This is a genomic window from Aeromonas sp. 25-AL00135 (assembly GCF_054052385.1).
This window is the reverse complement of the sequence record NZ_JBSTYQ010000005.1, coordinates 60,306-74,434: the sequence shown is the minus strand read 5'-3', so window position 1 is coordinate 74,434 and position 14,129 is coordinate 60,306. Positions and strand designations below refer to the sequence as shown.

General features: G+C 61.1%; 11 protein-coding genes. All 11 read left to right on the top strand.

Annotation, left to right across the window (positions count from 1 at the left end; genetic code table 11):
- Window positions 1-343 precede the first annotated feature (343 nt).
- The 11 genes from ACW5XC_RS05810 (at window position 344) to nuoC (ending at window position 14,083) form a co-directional block, all read left to right on the top strand.
- Complete coding sequence (locus tag ACW5XC_RS05810) at window positions 344-1,102, top strand: flagellar motor protein (protein WP_042056089.1); 759 nt, start codon at window positions 344-346, stop codon at window positions 1,100-1,102.
- Window positions 1,080-1,955, top strand: coding sequence for a flagellar motor protein MotB (locus tag ACW5XC_RS05805; RefSeq protein ID WP_143182518.1), 876 nt, complete (start codon window positions 1,080-1,082; stop codon window positions 1,953-1,955). Before ACW5XC_RS05810 ends, ACW5XC_RS05805 begins: the two co-directional genes overlap by 23 nt.
- A 162-nt stretch (window positions 1,956-2,117) precedes the next feature.
- Entirely contained in the window at window positions 2,118-4,256 is a 2,139-nt protein-coding gene (locus tag ACW5XC_RS05800; RefSeq protein ID WP_042056095.1) for a TonB-dependent hemoglobin/transferrin/lactoferrin family receptor, read from the top strand.
- On the top strand, window positions 4,256-6,262 hold the full coding sequence (locus ACW5XC_RS05795; RefSeq protein ID WP_042056097.1) for a prolyl oligopeptidase family serine peptidase: 2,007 nt from the start codon (window positions 4,256-4,258) through the stop codon (window positions 6,260-6,262). Before ACW5XC_RS05800 ends, ACW5XC_RS05795 begins: the two co-directional genes overlap by 1 nt.
- Window positions 6,259-8,706 (top strand): proprotein convertase P-domain-containing protein, encoded by a 2,448-nt coding sequence (locus ACW5XC_RS05790; RefSeq protein ID WP_080771416.1) that lies wholly within the window; start codon window positions 6,259-6,261, stop codon window positions 8,704-8,706. Before ACW5XC_RS05795 ends, ACW5XC_RS05790 begins: the two co-directional genes overlap by 4 nt.
- A gap of 59 nt (window positions 8,707-8,765) precedes the next feature.
- The gene (locus ACW5XC_RS05785) at window positions 8,766-10,205 is read left to right on the top strand and encodes an Lcl C-terminal domain-containing protein (protein WP_042056099.1); all 1,440 of its coding nucleotides are present in this window, start codon (window positions 8,766-8,768) and stop codon (window positions 10,203-10,205) included.
- Between the two features lie 13 nt (window positions 10,206-10,218).
- A complete protein-coding gene (locus ACW5XC_RS05780) occupies window positions 10,219-10,788 on the top strand; it encodes an Lcl C-terminal domain-containing protein (RefSeq protein ID WP_042056100.1) in 570 nt (189 codons plus the stop codon).
- 41 nt (window positions 10,789-10,829) lie between these two features.
- Window positions 10,830-11,066 (top strand): hypothetical protein, encoded by a 237-nt coding sequence (locus ACW5XC_RS05775; protein ID WP_143182519.1) that lies wholly within the window; start codon window positions 10,830-10,832, stop codon window positions 11,064-11,066.
- A 100-nt stretch (window positions 11,067-11,166) separates the two neighbouring features.
- On the top strand, window positions 11,167-11,571 hold the full coding sequence (locus ACW5XC_RS05770) for an NADH-quinone oxidoreductase subunit A (protein ID WP_005344919.1): 405 nt from the start codon (window positions 11,167-11,169) through the stop codon (window positions 11,569-11,571).
- Between the two features lie 29 nt (window positions 11,572-11,600).
- Window positions 11,601-12,275, top strand: coding sequence for a NuoB/complex I 20 kDa subunit family protein (locus ACW5XC_RS05765; RefSeq protein WP_005344917.1), 675 nt, complete (start codon window positions 11,601-11,603; stop codon window positions 12,273-12,275).
- Window positions 12,276-12,277: 2 nt separating this feature from the next.
- A complete protein-coding gene (gene nuoC / locus ACW5XC_RS05760; RefSeq protein WP_042056102.1) occupies window positions 12,278-14,083 on the top strand; it encodes an NADH-quinone oxidoreductase subunit C/D in 1,806 nt (601 codons plus the stop codon).
- Window positions 14,084-14,129: the final 46 nt, after the last annotated feature.

The following is a 14,129-nucleotide window of genomic DNA, read 5'->3' as shown; positions in this document are numbered from 1 at the left end:
CCGGCAAACACCTATGCCGACAAGTGAGCCAGAGCCACGCAGTGGCAGATCATCCACGCACTCATCCCCCGGTTTGCAAAGCACTGATGGAACATCACTGCTTTTCGTATTGCCAGCACCCGCCCCCTACCTTGCTTTTGTGATTGCCCCACCCGACAAGCGCTCCTTCCTGTCACAACAGGAGCAACAAGATGATTGCAATGCCATCTTATGACCGAAACACGCCTTCTTTTATGGACGTTGCCCAGCGCCCATTAATTGCTCAGTGATTGGATTTCATTTTGAAAAACTGATACTTAAGTAGCTACACTAGCCATTATCAACATGCAGGGACGTGTAAAAAATGAGCTTGATTGGCTTGGTACTGGCGTTGATCGCCATCCTTGGCGGCAACATGATCGAGGGGGGGCACCCCAGTGCACTGCTCGATCTGCCCGCATTCCTCATTGTGATCGGTGGCACCATAGGTGCTGCGCTGACCCAGTTCCCTTTCTCCGTCGTCGGCAGCACCATGAAGCGTTTCAAATGGCTGCTCTCCCCCCTCAAGCTCGACATGCATGAACAGGCCCAGTTGCTGGAGACCCTGGCAGGCAACGCCCGCCGCAGCGGCATGCTGGCGCTGGAAGGGATGATCGACGAGATCAAGGATCCTTTCCTGAAGAAAGGGGTGCAGATGATGGTTGATGGTTACGAGAAAACCAAGATACACGAGGTGCTGGAGAACGAGATCGAGTTCGAGCAGGAAGATCTCGAACAGACGGTCAAATTCTATGAAGCCATGGGCGGCTACTGCCCGACCATGGGGATCGTCGGGGCGGTATTTGGCCTGATCCACGCCATGGGTCTGCTGGATGCTCCCGACAAGCTGGGCGGCGCCATCGCGGTGGCCTTTATCGCCACCATCTACGGGGTATCCGCCGCCAACCTGATCTTCTTGCCGTTCGGCAACCGTTACAAAGGGTTTGCCCACCAGATCCGCCACTACAAGGAGATGACCCTGACCGGCATTCTCTGCATCGTGGATGGCGAGTCCCAAGCGCGCCTGCAAGTTACCCTCGAACCTTATCTGGGAGGTCACGGTGGCCAAAAAGAAAAAGGCTGAAGCACCGGAGAACCATGAACGCTGGCTGGTCTCCTATGCCGACTTCATGACCCTGCTGTTCGCCCTGTTTGTGGTGCTCTACTCCTTTGCCATGGCCAAGCAGTCCGAAACCCGGGTGCTTATCCAGGGCTTTATCGAGTCGCTGGGTAAAATCGGCCTCATCTCCCCGCCTGCCGGCTCACCTTTGATGCAGGGGGGCACAGGGATTCTCGAGCCGGAATCAAAAACTACGCCGAGCAGCCCGAAAGAGGAGACTGTGCTGGAGAAAGATGCCCCCATGGCGGCATCGGACCCCTTCAACGAGACCATAGGTGCCTCTGAAAAACCGAGCGCCACCGAAGCCTGGCCCCACAAGACCCGGGAGCAGGAGTGGGTGCAGGTGACCAAGCAGAAGCTGGAGCAGCAGCTCAAGGCCCAGATTGAATCGAAGGATCTGGAGGTCGAGCAGCTTGGCAGTCAGCTGGTGATCCGCATCGGCGAGAAGGCGCTGTTCCCCGCCGATTCGGCGTTCCTGCAGCCTCAGTTCGTTCCATTGGTCCATAAGATCTCCGGCATTCTGGCCAATATCCCGGGGCAGGTAGTGGTCACCGGCCATACCGACAACTCCCAGGCGCCGGTGGAGCTCTATCGCAACAACTGGGAGCTCTCGGTGCTGCGGGCCTCTTCCATCGTGCAGACCATGCTGACCAACCCCCAGCTGGATGCCAGACGAGTCATCGCTCAGGGGGTTGCCGACACCCAACCCCGCTTTGCCAATGACACCCCCGAACATCGCCAGGCGAACCGCCGGGTCGATATCACCCTCTCTCAAGGCAAGGCCGCAGAAGAGTCGCTGCAACTGCTCAAGCCCTAATCCCCCCGCTCCCGCTTCGCGCGGGAGCCTCTTTTTAAAAACAAATAACTCAATAATATCAACACCATAAGATCTTAATGATAATGATTTCCATTTATTGTCAAGTGGTCAGGCCTCTGCAATAATGCCGTCCTTCAGGCTTAAATAAAAACAATTATCATTATGAACAAACTGCTTCAGGCATGGCCGGCACTCCTGTGTGCCTCCGCTGGCGCGGCCGATCTTCCCCCTGTGGAGAAGGCTCGCAGCGACGACACCATCATTGTCACCGGGCAACGGGTACAACAGAAACTCTCCGATGTTTCCGGCTCCATCACCGTCATCACTCAGGAAGAGCTGGACCGTCAGGTCGCCAGCGAGCTGACTCATGTGTTTCGCAAGATCCCCGGTGTCTCGGTCACCGGCTCTGCCGGGCGACCGCAAAACATCAGCGTGCGCGGCATCGGTGGCAACCGTATCCTGCTGATCAAGGATGGGGTGCGCGTCAGCGACGGCTTTGGCGCCGACAACATCAATGACAAGGTGGGTCGCTTCAACTTCGACCTTGATGACATCAAGCAGATTGAGGTGGCCAAGGGGGCCGGCTCCTCCCTGCATGGCTCCGATGCCATCGGCGGCACCGTGGTGATGAATACCAAGCAGCCGGAAGATTATCTGCAACAGCAAGATAGCTATCTGGCGGCCAAGACTCTCTACGGTGGCGACAGCAACAAGAAGAAGCTCAGCATGACCGGCGCGGTACGGGCACTGGAGAGCGAACATCTGTTGCGCCTCTCCGGCTGGCGTGGCAACGAAACCGCCAACTTTGAAGAGAACCGCATTCCGGCGGACCTGGATGGCATGAGCGCCTCCACCAGCAGCCGCCTCCCCCTCAATGCCCATCACGCTCTGCGGCTGGAGCTGGACTACTACGAGGATCACGCCAAACGCCAGATGGGACCCAAAGCGGTGCCCCAACCCGATGGCAGCTGGGACGTGGTCGGTTTTCAGGAAGATGGCGATCAGCGCACCCAAGGCGGCAAGTTCAGCTGGGAAGCCAGCGAGCTGGGCATGGTCGATACCCTCAACTGGAGCCTGTTTGGCAATCAGTCCCGCAACGAAGCCAACCAGCGCCAGTTGCTGCGCAACGATGCCCTGAGCGGTTATCCCAGATATCGCAGCCAGCGCACCCTCTCCACGTTCGAGGAGCTGCGCCTTGGCAGCGAGCTGGAGTTGCAGAGCAAGCTGAGCACCGGCTCGCTGGATCACACCTTCAGCTACGGTGTGGAGCTGGAGCAGGCCAACCACGAGCGGCCGGTCAGCAATCTGACCCAGGAAGATGGCATCACCACCCAGGGTCAGAAAGCCCCCTTCAGCAAGGCCGAGACCCGCCGCGATGGCATCTGGCTGAGCGATGTGATCGATCTGGGCAGCTGGCAGTTTACCCCGACCCTGCGCTTTGACCGCCAGCGCCTGCGCGCACCGGACAGCAATCTGGCTGAGAACCACAGCGACCACATCTCCCCCAGTGTGGCGGCCAGTTACCGCTTCAACGAAACATGGCGCAGCTGGCTCAGCTATGCCAACGGCTTCCGCGCCCCCGCTTACGATCAGGTTTACGGCAACATTCCCCACTACTTTGCCATGCCGCCATTCGAGATCATTGCCAACCCCAACCTCAAGGAGGAGACCAGCCACAGTCTGGAGTGGGGATTGAATGGCCAAAGCGACAACTGGAGCGTCAAACCGGCCGTTTTCTACAACCGCTACTACAACTTCATCGACTGGCGCCAGACCGGTTTTCGCCTCGATGACGGTGTCTTCCTGCGCCAATATCGCAACGTCGCCAAAGCAGAAACCTGGGGCGCCGAGCTGGCCGCCAGCCTCTGGCTGAGCGACGAGTGGGAGCTTTCGACCAATCTGGCCTGGATGGATGGCAAGGATCACCGCGGTGAGCCGCTGCGCACCCAGACACCGCTGGAAGGCAACACCACCCTGCGCTGGCAACAGCTCGACTGGGGGGTTGAGCTCAGTGGCAACTATGCCGCCGCCATGACCAAGGTGCCCCAATGCGCCAATGCGCAGACTGGCTACAACGGTGCCTGCCAGAGCAGCGCAGGCTGGTTCAGTCTGGATCTCACCGGCGACTGGCAGATCACCGAGGCGCTCAAGGTCAATGCCACCATCGGCAACCTGCTCGATACCCGCTACGTCCGCTATCAGGATGTGGCCGGACTTCCGGCTGGCAGCGATACCTCCCTCTACAGCCAGAGCGGCCGCTACCTGTCAGCCAGCCTCAGCTACCGTTTCGTGGGGATGTGATGAAACATCATGCAATCATGGCGGCCCTGTTGGCCGCCCCGTTGGCGTGGGCGCAAGAGGCCCTGCCACCGCCGATCCCGTCCCAATCGCACCTGATTTCAGGCAATCCCGTACGCCAGGATCCCTACTTCTGGTTGCGGGACGAGAGCCGCAGCAACCCGGCCATACGCGCCCTGCTCAAACAGCAAAATCACTGGAGCGAGCAGCAACTCGCCGCGCAGCAGCCGCTGGAAGCAACCTTGCGCGCCGAATTTGCCCGCCATCCGGCAGGGGAACCCGTGCCAGACAACTGGCTTGTCCGCGGCGATCAGGCATGGCAGCTGCGCCCGGATGGCTCACTCTGGCAACGCCACGGGGGCAAGGTGCAGCAGCTGCTTCCCGCCAGAGCGGGTGAGGGCTATTACGAAGCGGGCGGCTGGGCCCTGAGCCCGGATAACCTCACACTGGCCATCGCCGAAGACAGGCGCGGCGATCTCGACTATCAAGTTACCCTGCTCGATCTCCAAAGCGGCAAGGCGCTGGCCAGTTTGGCGCAGCGCAGCGCTGATCTCGCCTGGTCACAAGATGGTCGCACCCTCTACACCATCGCCAACGAGCGTTACACCCTGCGCCCCTGGCAGTTGCGCGGCTGGCAGGATGGCCAGGAGCAGACTCTCTATGAGGAGCAGGATCCCGCCTGGCTGCTCAGCCTCTATCGCACCACGGATGGCCAGCATCTGGTGTTGCAGGGCAACAACCACGACAGCTCGGAGCAGTACCTGCTCGACTCGGGCAAGCCGCAGCAGGTCAAACCCCGCCAGCGCGGGGTGGAATACTATCTGGACAATCAATCCGGCTGGGTGATCAAGAGCAACCGGGAGGGGGCGTTTGCCCTCTACTCAGCCAGCACGCCGCTCGGTGAGTGGCAGCGCCTGTGGCCCGCCAAAGGGGAGGATCTCGGCGATCCCGAGAAGTGGCGACTGTTTGATCGCCATCTGGTGGTGCAGTTTCGCCAGCAGGGGGAGGATTGGCTCGCCCTGCTCGATCGCAACGGCCATGAACGCCAGCGCCTGCCGCTGGCCAGTGGCGCCGGTACCGGCTGGCTGCAAGGAGAACATGACCCGGCCAGCGACCGCATTCTGGTGCGCAGTCAGGGCTTGAGCCAGCCCCCCGGCCAGCGCTGGCTGGATTTAAACAGCGGCCAGTGGATCAACGACCAGCACACCGCAGGCAATAAAGCATTGCCCTATCAGAGCGAGCGGCGCTGGATCACCTCTACCGATGGCACCCGGGTGCCTGTCTCGCTGGTGTGGCGCAAAGATCTGGCCCCTCGCGCCGTACTGCTCTACGGCTATGGCGCCTATGGCACGCCGATGCGCCCCTACTACCAGAAAGAGCTGTTAAGCCTGCTGGATCGGGGCTTTGTCTACGCCATCGCCCATGTGCGCGGCGGCGGCATGCTGGGGGAGCAGTGGACCCGCGACGGACGGGGCATCCACAAGCAGAACGGCATTAGCGACTTTATCGCAGCCGGTCACGCCCTGCGCCACTGGTCGCCCGACGCCGCTCCCCTGCCCCTGTTTGCCATGGGGGGCAGCGCGGGGGGCACACTGGTTGCTGCGGCCCTCAACCAGCAACCGACACTCTTTAGCGGCGCCGTGTTGCAGGTTCCCTTCGTCGATATGCTTGGCACCATGAGTGATCCCGCCCTCCCCTTGACCCGTCAGGAGTACCAGGAGTGGGGCAACCCGGCCAAGCCCGCAGAGTATCAGGCGATGCGCCGCATCAGCCCCTACGACAACCTGCACCGCGCACCCTACCCGCCCCTGCTGGTCACTACCGCCCTGCACGACAGCCAGGTGCCCTACTGGGAGCCGGTCAAGTGGCTGGCCCGCCTGCGGGAGCACAGCACGGGTTCCGGCCCCTACCTGCTGCTGACCGAACTGGAGGGAGGCCACCGCGCCGGTGGTGGCGATCGGGCTCGTGAATTTGCCTTCTTGTTGCATCTGGCGGGGATCAATCAATGACCCTGCCGCTGATTGGGAGTACCACTATGAAACCCCTGTTGCCCGCCCTCTTGCTGGGGCTGGCTGGCTTTTCCACTCAGGCCGCCGAACTGCGTTTTGTCGAACAGGACGCCCCGGCCGATCCCCGCCTCTGGCTCGAACAGCAGCTCGGCGTCACCCTGAGTGATGCCCCGGCCTATCAGCGCCAAGGCAAGCTGGGCCACTATCAGCATTATCGTCAGCAGCTCAATGGCGCACCGATCGCCGGCCTGATGGCCGCCGTCAGTCTCGATGAGCAGGGTCGCCCGTGGCGCGTTTATCACAATACCCGGTTGATGCAGGCACAGGCGGCTCCATGTGATGAAGCAAGCCGCACCGGGGTGGATGCCTATACCGCCACGCTGGATAGTACGGTGTGGCAATTCGCTGGCAGTGACGAAGCCCAGCCCTGGTACTGGCAGGATGGCGACACCCTGACTGCGGCCTGGCGTCTGCTGGCGGTGGAAAGCCAGCCGGGCAACAGCAAGAGCAGCCACTGGCAACTGTTTGTCACCTGCGATGGCAACGCCCTGCTGGGGCGCACGCTGCAAGAGGCCAACACCCGTGCCGAAGCGGTCCCGCTGGCAGGGGAAGCGGCTACGGTGCAGGCCCGCATCTTTGCCCTCGACCCACGCACCCAGTTGCAAGATGGCAACCTGCTGTGGCGCCACGATCTGGTGCTGGACAACGGGGCCTATCGCACCGTGCCGCTCAGGGTACAAAAGGTGGATGACACCTACCAGCTAAATGGCCCACGCGCCCGGGTCGTGGATGGCACGGCGCCGGAAACTGCCCCCTTTAGCAGCCCTGATGCCGATGGCTTCCAGCTGGATCACCAGCAACCCGCCTTCCTCGATATCAATGGCTACTACCATCTGGATCTGGCCCAGCGCCATGTGGAATCCCTTGGCTACCCGACGCTGATGGGCGGCCCCCTGGCCATCGATACCGATGCCGGGGAGCAGGACAACTCTCTCTATGACCCCTTCCTGCGCCGGTTGGAAATTGGCCGGATCGGGGTACCCGATGCGGAAGATCCCATGGTGATCTGGCACGAGTTTGGCCATGCGGTGCAGCACCATATCCTGCCCGACATGGGAGAAGAGGGTGACTGGGGCGCCATCGGCGAGGGCTTTAGCGACTATCTGGCCGCCAGCTGGCGCCAGCGTAGTCCAGAGGCTCGCCAGTTCGAGCCTTTCATGGTCTTCAACTGGGATGCCAGGATCAGCGGCCGGACGCCCCGTCAGCTCGATGATCTGCGGGCGCGCTATCATCCGGGCTTCCTCTATCCGGCTCACCTCACCATCAACGGCAGCAACGGCGACCAGCTGTGGGGCACCCCGCTCTTCACCGCGCTGCGCCAGGCCGTTGAACAATATGGCGAGGTAGCCCGTGACGAGTTCGATACCCTGCTGATTGAATCCCACTTCGGCCTCGGCCCGCAGGTGCGGATGCCCCAGCTGGCGCGGGTCACCGTGGATACCGCCAACCGCCTCTATCCGGACCGCAGCTATGGCAAGCTGCTGGAGCAGGCCTTCCGCCACCACGCCCTGCTGCCCACGCCCATCGCGGCCCGCCTTGCCGATGACAGCTACCTGCTGCCCGGGGAGAAAAAGAGCCTCGCCATCGAATTGACCAACCAGAGCGGCCGCCCCCTGACCGTGGCTGACGCCAGCCTGATCCCGACCAAGGGGCTCATGGGTGACGGTCACTGGCAGGGAGAGCTCAACGCCGATGGCAGCGCCCGCTGGACCCTGCCGCTGGAAGCGGCGAGCAACCTGACCTGTGGCGAGGCAGTCACCTTGCCGCTGCAGTTCCAGCTCACCCTGCCCAGCCCCACCGAGCGCCAAACCCGCCTTGACCTGCAACTGCCGATCGGTGAACCGCTCTGGCAACGGGCCATCGGCCAGGGTGGCCAGATCAAGGATGCGGTGAGCGATGAACGGCACGGCCTGTCCCGCTTCACTCTCACCCTGCCCGAGAGCAAGGCCCGCATCGACAGCGGATTCGTGGTAGCCCTCGATCTGGAGCACAGCAAACTGGAGCAGCTGGAGATCTGGCTCACCTCCCCTTACGGCACCCGGATTAGCCTGTGGAACAAGGGTTACGCCAGCCATACCCGGCTCAAGGGGGAGTTTCCCCGTGAACTGGTACCGTTCGAATCGCTGGACAAGCTGCACGGCGAACCGCTCGCTGGCCGCTGGCTGCTGGAGATCAACGACACCAGCGCCGGTGACACCGGTCAGTTGCGCAACTGGCGGGTCGCCCAGCAAGTCGGCGCCCGCTGCGACAAGGATGAAGCCCTGCCCAACACCGGCATCATTCCCCTTGAGCAGGATGAAGGGGGTGGCGGCACGACTTCCCCCCTGCTGCTGTTGCTGGCCCTCTGGCCCCGCATCTGGCGCCGGAGCACCCCGCGCCGTTGAATCCTGTACCACGGGGGTTACCGCCCCCGTGAACCTGTGACCGAATCAAGGAATGTGAAGTGAAACCATCCGTACTGGTTATTGCAACCCTCTCAGCCCTGCTCAGCGCCTGTGGCGGCGGGGAAGATAACGCACCACTGGCGATCCCGGACTACCGGGTCGATGTCGCCCTGCCAACCGCCGGTACCCTGTGCGCCGATCTGGATCAGAACTGGCAATGTGATCCTGCCGACCCTGCCGTCAGCGGCGAAGGAGTTGTGGCCCTGGTCAGCCGTTCGGCCAACATCGTCAACTCGCCCCTGCTTTTCGTACCGAGGAGCGGAGGCCTGCTACTGGCACATCCGGCCGCCAAAGGGGATCCACAACGGCTGCAACCAACCCTGCTCAGCACCCTGTGGCAGAGCCGCATTGCCGAAGGGGTGGCCGCCGATCGCGCACTGACGCAGATGTTGGCCGATCTCGCGCCGCTGCAACCAGGCAGCGACCGCGCGGCCCTCGCAGGTCTCGGCCAGTTTGATCAGGCGCTACAGCAGGTGGCGATCAGCTTGCAGCAACAGGCCCGCACACGCCTTGCCACAGCCAAGGAGACCCAGTTGCTCACCACCAGCTATCGCGCCATCAGCCTGATGCTGGCGCAATTGGCTCAGGAGTGGCAGCGCAACGGCCAGTTTGCTGAAGAGACCCAAAGCGAGCTGCTGACCCTGCTGGTGCAGCAGCAGCCACGCAACCTGCTGACCGTCACCGGCGTCACCACCTTCAGCGATGGCAACGACCCGCTGCTGGAACAGGAACCCGATGACTATCCGGGACAAGATGCCAGCTGGAATCGCACTCGTCCCCAGCTTGCCTATCGCAAACTCGATGATCGCGGTCAGGTTCTCCCCGACAACGCGCCGAGCTGGCAGTGCGTCAAGGATCTCAATACCGGTCTGGTGTGGGAGGTCAAATCGGATGATCCCTTGAGTCCTGACTGGAAAAGCAGACCCTTTGCCTATGAGGATGAGCAGTTCAAGGCGACCGCAGGCGAGCAGCAAGCGGCCTACCAGCATATTCATAACAGGATCGAACAGCTCACCGCCGAAGGAGATCTGGCGGCCCTCGCCCGGGCACAGGCGCTGACCACCATGCTGACCACCCGCGCGTATCAGCAGTGGCTCAATGGCGAGCAGCGCTGCGGCATCAGCCAGTGGCGGCTGCCCACCATGGGTGAGCTGATGTCACTGATGCACTACGGTAGCCTGGCCAAGGACCCGCTGGGTCAGCGCATCATCGTGGATACCCGTTACTTCCCGGATATCGCCTCCTCGGAAGATGACACCTACGATGGCTACTACTGGAGCGCCACCAGCAACACCGCCCAGCGCTTCTCCGGTGGCCCCATCAGCAAACGCACAGTCCTGCTCCTGGGAGAAGATGCGGGCACCACCTATCCCGCGCTGGTGCAGCAAGATACCTATATCGAGCTGATGCAGGTACGACTGGTCGCCACTCCCCAATAATCCGAGGAATATCATGAGCCTTTATCGCTTTTCGTTCGCCATGATGACACTGATGGCCCCCCTGGCCCACGGTGCTGCCATCTGTGATGACACCATGGATCGCACCGCCCCCTCTGCCCGTTTTCTTGACCATGGCAACGGCACTGTCACGGATCAACACACCGGCCTCACCTGGATGCGCTGCAAACTGGGACAGACATGGAGTGGCAGCAGTTGCCTGGGGGAACCGACCGTTTACTACTGGCAGCAGGGGCTGCAAGTGGCGGAGCGGATCCGCAGTGACAGCAGCCATGCTCTCTATCACTTCGGCGGTATCAGCCAGTGGCGCCTGCCCGACATCAAGGAGCTGGCAACCCTGGTCGAGCATGCCTGCTACAAGCCCTCTCTCAATGAAGCCATTTTCCCGCGCGCCATGGCGGGGGGCGGTAAAGAGGTCAATGAGGGCTATGTCTATCTGATGAGCAGCACGGTAACCTCCGCCAATGGTCAGCGGGCGTATCTGGATATCACCTCGGGAGATATCGGTCTTCGCTCCATTGGCGCCTACCCGGATCAGGTCTTGCTAGTCGCCAATAAACCCTGACCGCCCCACGCTCGAAACCGGAACGCGATGACAGGAGAGGCTTGAAAGCCTCTCTTTTTATTGCTCTTGCCACCCCCTATCTCACCCGCCATCACGCTCTTCTCCCACCTGTGCCCCCTGCCCGCGATACCGACCTGATCCGGCTTCGCCCGCGGCATTTACCCCTTTCAGGTGATAACGAGGAGCAGCTCTCTGCGCTTTACAGGCCTTTCCCGCCCGCCATAACCAACAAAAAAGTGCACTTCTTAACAAAATTTAATTACCGGTTAACCGATTAATAATTAACCCGTAAAAATGACATGTAAATCAGTGCGAAAGTGTCATAATGCGTAACATTATTGTTAAGTCACTTGATTAATTTGGTTAGGAAAAACCTCTATGTTTGCTGATATTTCTGCTCAACATTGGGCTTTTGCCATTTATGTCATCGGTGCCATCACCATCTGTCTGGTAATGATAGGCCTCGCCGCCCTGCTGGGCGGTCGTGCCTACGGCCGCACCAAGAACAAGCCATTTGAATCTGGTGTCGACTCGGTCGGCAGTGCCCGCCTGCGTTTTTCCGCCAAGTTCTATCTGGTCGCCATGTTCTTCGTCATCTTCGACGTCGAGGCGCTCTACCTGTTTGCCTGGTCTGTCTCCGTGCGGGAGAGTGGCTGGGTCGGCTTTATTGAAGCCACCATTTTCATCGGACTGCTGCTTATCGGCCTGATCTACCTCTGGCGCATCGGCGCACTGGACTGGTCACCGCGCAAACCGCAGTTGAACAACAAAAACAGTGATTGAACCACAGACCCTTTCCTTGAGGTTGCACCATGAAGTACACCCTGACCCGGATTGACCCGGATGCACCCGTTGAGCGCTACCCCCAGGAGCAGCGCCAGACCGTCGATGATCCACTGGCGCAAGAAGCTACGCGCGGCATCATGATGGGCCGCCTCGAGGAGGTGCTGCAAGACACAGTCAACTGGGGCCGCAAAAACTCCCTCTGGCCTTACAACTTCGGCATCTCCTGCTGCTATGTGGAGATGTGTACCGCCTTCACCTCCCCCCACGATGTGGCCCGCTTCGGCGCCGAAGTTATCCGAGCCTCGCCCCGTCAGGCCGACTTCATGGTGATTGCAGGGACCCCCTTCATCAAGATGGCGCCAGTCATCCAGCGCCTGTATGAACAGCTGCTCGAACCCAAGTGGGTGATCTCCATGGGGGCCTGCGCCAACTCCGGCGGCATGTATGACATCTATTCCGTGGTGCAGGGGGTGGACAAGTTCCTGCCGGTCGACGTCTACATTCCGGGTTGCCCGCCCCGTCCCGAAGCCTTTTTACAAGCCCTGATGCTGCTGCAGGACTCCATCGGCAAAGAGCGCCGCCCCCTCTCCTGGGTAGTGGGCGATCAGGGGATCTACCGTCCCCAGATGCAGGCCGAAAAAGAGCGCAAGCGCGGCGAACGGATCAATGTGACCAACCTGCGCACGCCGGATGAGATCTGACCATGAAACTGACTCGTGATTTTCCCAGCAATTACGCCATGGCCCAGTGGCAGCCCAGCGACCACAAGGATGCCAAAGTCATTGGCGAACTGTTTGCCCACTTCGGGGCCGAGCACTTCACCGTGCAGACCACGCGCACCGGCGTACCGGTGGTCTGGCTCCCCCGCGAACTGCTGCAGGATGTGATGGGCTTTTTGCGCAAGGTGCCCTCCCCGTTTGTGATGCTCTTCGATCTGAGTGCGACTGACGAGCGGCTGCGCAGCCATCGCGACGGTCTGCCCCAGAGCGATTTCACCGTCTTTTATCACCTCATCTCCATCGACCGTAACGCCGATGTGATGTTGAAAGTAGCGCTGGCCGAGAGTGACCTGCATCTGCCCTCCATCACCAACCACTTCCCCAATGCCAACTGGTACGAGCGGGAAGTGTGGGATCTGATGGGCATCACCTTCGACGGTCACCCCCATCTGACCCGCATCATGATGCCCAAGAGCTGGCAGGGTCACCCGCTGCGCAAGGATTACCCGGCGCGCGCCACCGAATTCGATCCCTTCATGCTCGATGCCGCCAAACAGGACATGGAGCAGGAGAACCTGCTGTTCAAACCGGAAGAGTGGGGGCTGGCCCGCGGCAACGAGAATGAGGACTACATGTTCCTCAACCTCGGCCCCAACCATCCCTCTGCCCACGGTGCCTTCCGGTTGGTGTTGCAGCTCGATGGCGAGGAGATCCGCAACTGCGTGCCCGACATCGGCTACCACCATCGTGGTGCCGAGAAGATGGGCGAGCGCCAGTCCTGGCACAGCTACATCCCCTATACCGACCGGGTCGAGTATCTGGGCGGGGTGATGAACAACCTCCCCTATGTGCTGGCGGTCGAGAAGCTGGCCGGCATCAAGGTGCCGCAGCGGGTCGACATGATCCGGGTGATGATGGCGGAGCTGTTCCGCATCCAGAGCCACCTCTTGTTCCTCGGGACCTATATCCAGGACGTGGGGGCCATGACCCCGGTCTTCTTCACCTTCACCGACCGGCAGAAGATCTACACCATCATCGAAGCGATCACCGGTGCCCGCATGCACCCGGCCTGGTTCCGTATCGGCGGTGTGGCCCACGACCTGCCGAAGGGATGGCAGCGGCTGGTGCAGGACAACCTGCTAAGCTGGCTGCCCAAGCGGCTGATGGATTACGAAAAAGCGGCGATGCGCAACAGCATTCTTCGCGGTCGCACCATAGGCGTCTCTGCCTACACCACCGAGCAGGCGTTGTCCTGGGGCACCACGGGGGCCGGATTGCGCGCCACCGGCCTTAACTTCGACATACGCAAGTGGCGCCCCTACTCCGGTTACGATCAGTTCGACTTTGAAGTGCCGGTCGGCAGCAATGGCGATGCCTACGACAGAGCTACCGTGCGGATCGAGGAGATCCGCCAGAGCATGTCGATCATCGAGCAGTGCATGAAGAACATGCCGGAGGGTCCCTTCAAGGCGGATCACCCCCTCACCACGCCGCCGCCCAAAGAGCGCACCCTGCAGCACATCGAGACCCTGATCAACCACTTCCTGCAAGTGTCTTGGGGCCCGGTGATGCCCGCTGCCGAGTCGTTCCAGATGATTGAGGCGACCAAGGGGGTCAACAGTTACTACCTGACCAGTGACGGCTCCACCATGAGCTACCGGACCCGGATCCGCACCCCGAGCTTTGCTCACCTGCAGCAGATCCCCTCGGTGATCAAGGGCAGCATGGTGTCGGACCTCATCGTCTATCTGGGCAGTATCGATTTCGTTATGTCGGATGTGGACCGTTAAGTGATCCCGCCTCCCGGCCATGGCCGGGAATTGGGATCACCGGACG

What these genes read in the sequence shown, in the direction of transcription:
- ACW5XC_RS05795 (WP_042056097.1), top strand. Translation starts at nt 4,256, where the DNA reads ATGAAACATCATGCAATCATGGCGGCCCTGTTGGCCGCCCCGTTGGCG.
- ACW5XC_RS05770 (WP_005344919.1), top strand. Translation starts at nt 11,167, where the DNA reads ATGTTTGCTGATATTTCTGCTCAACATTGGGCTTTTGCCATTTATGTC.
- ACW5XC_RS05790 (WP_080771416.1), top strand. Translation starts at nt 6,259, where the DNA reads ATGACCCTGCCGCTGATTGGGAGTACCACTATGAAACCCCTGTTGCCC.
- ACW5XC_RS05765 (WP_005344917.1), top strand. Translation starts at nt 11,601, where the DNA reads ATGAAGTACACCCTGACCCGGATTGACCCGGATGCACCCGTTGAGCGC.
- ACW5XC_RS05800 (WP_042056095.1), top strand. Translation starts at nt 2,118, where the DNA reads ATGAACAAACTGCTTCAGGCATGGCCGGCACTCCTGTGTGCCTCCGCT.
- ACW5XC_RS05810 (WP_042056089.1), top strand. Translation starts at nt 344, where the DNA reads ATGAGCTTGATTGGCTTGGTACTGGCGTTGATCGCCATCCTTGGCGGC.
- nuoC (WP_042056102.1), top strand. Translation starts at nt 12,278, where the DNA reads ATGAAACTGACTCGTGATTTTCCCAGCAATTACGCCATGGCCCAGTGG.
- ACW5XC_RS05780 (WP_042056100.1), top strand. Translation starts at nt 10,219, where the DNA reads ATGAGCCTTTATCGCTTTTCGTTCGCCATGATGACACTGATGGCCCCC.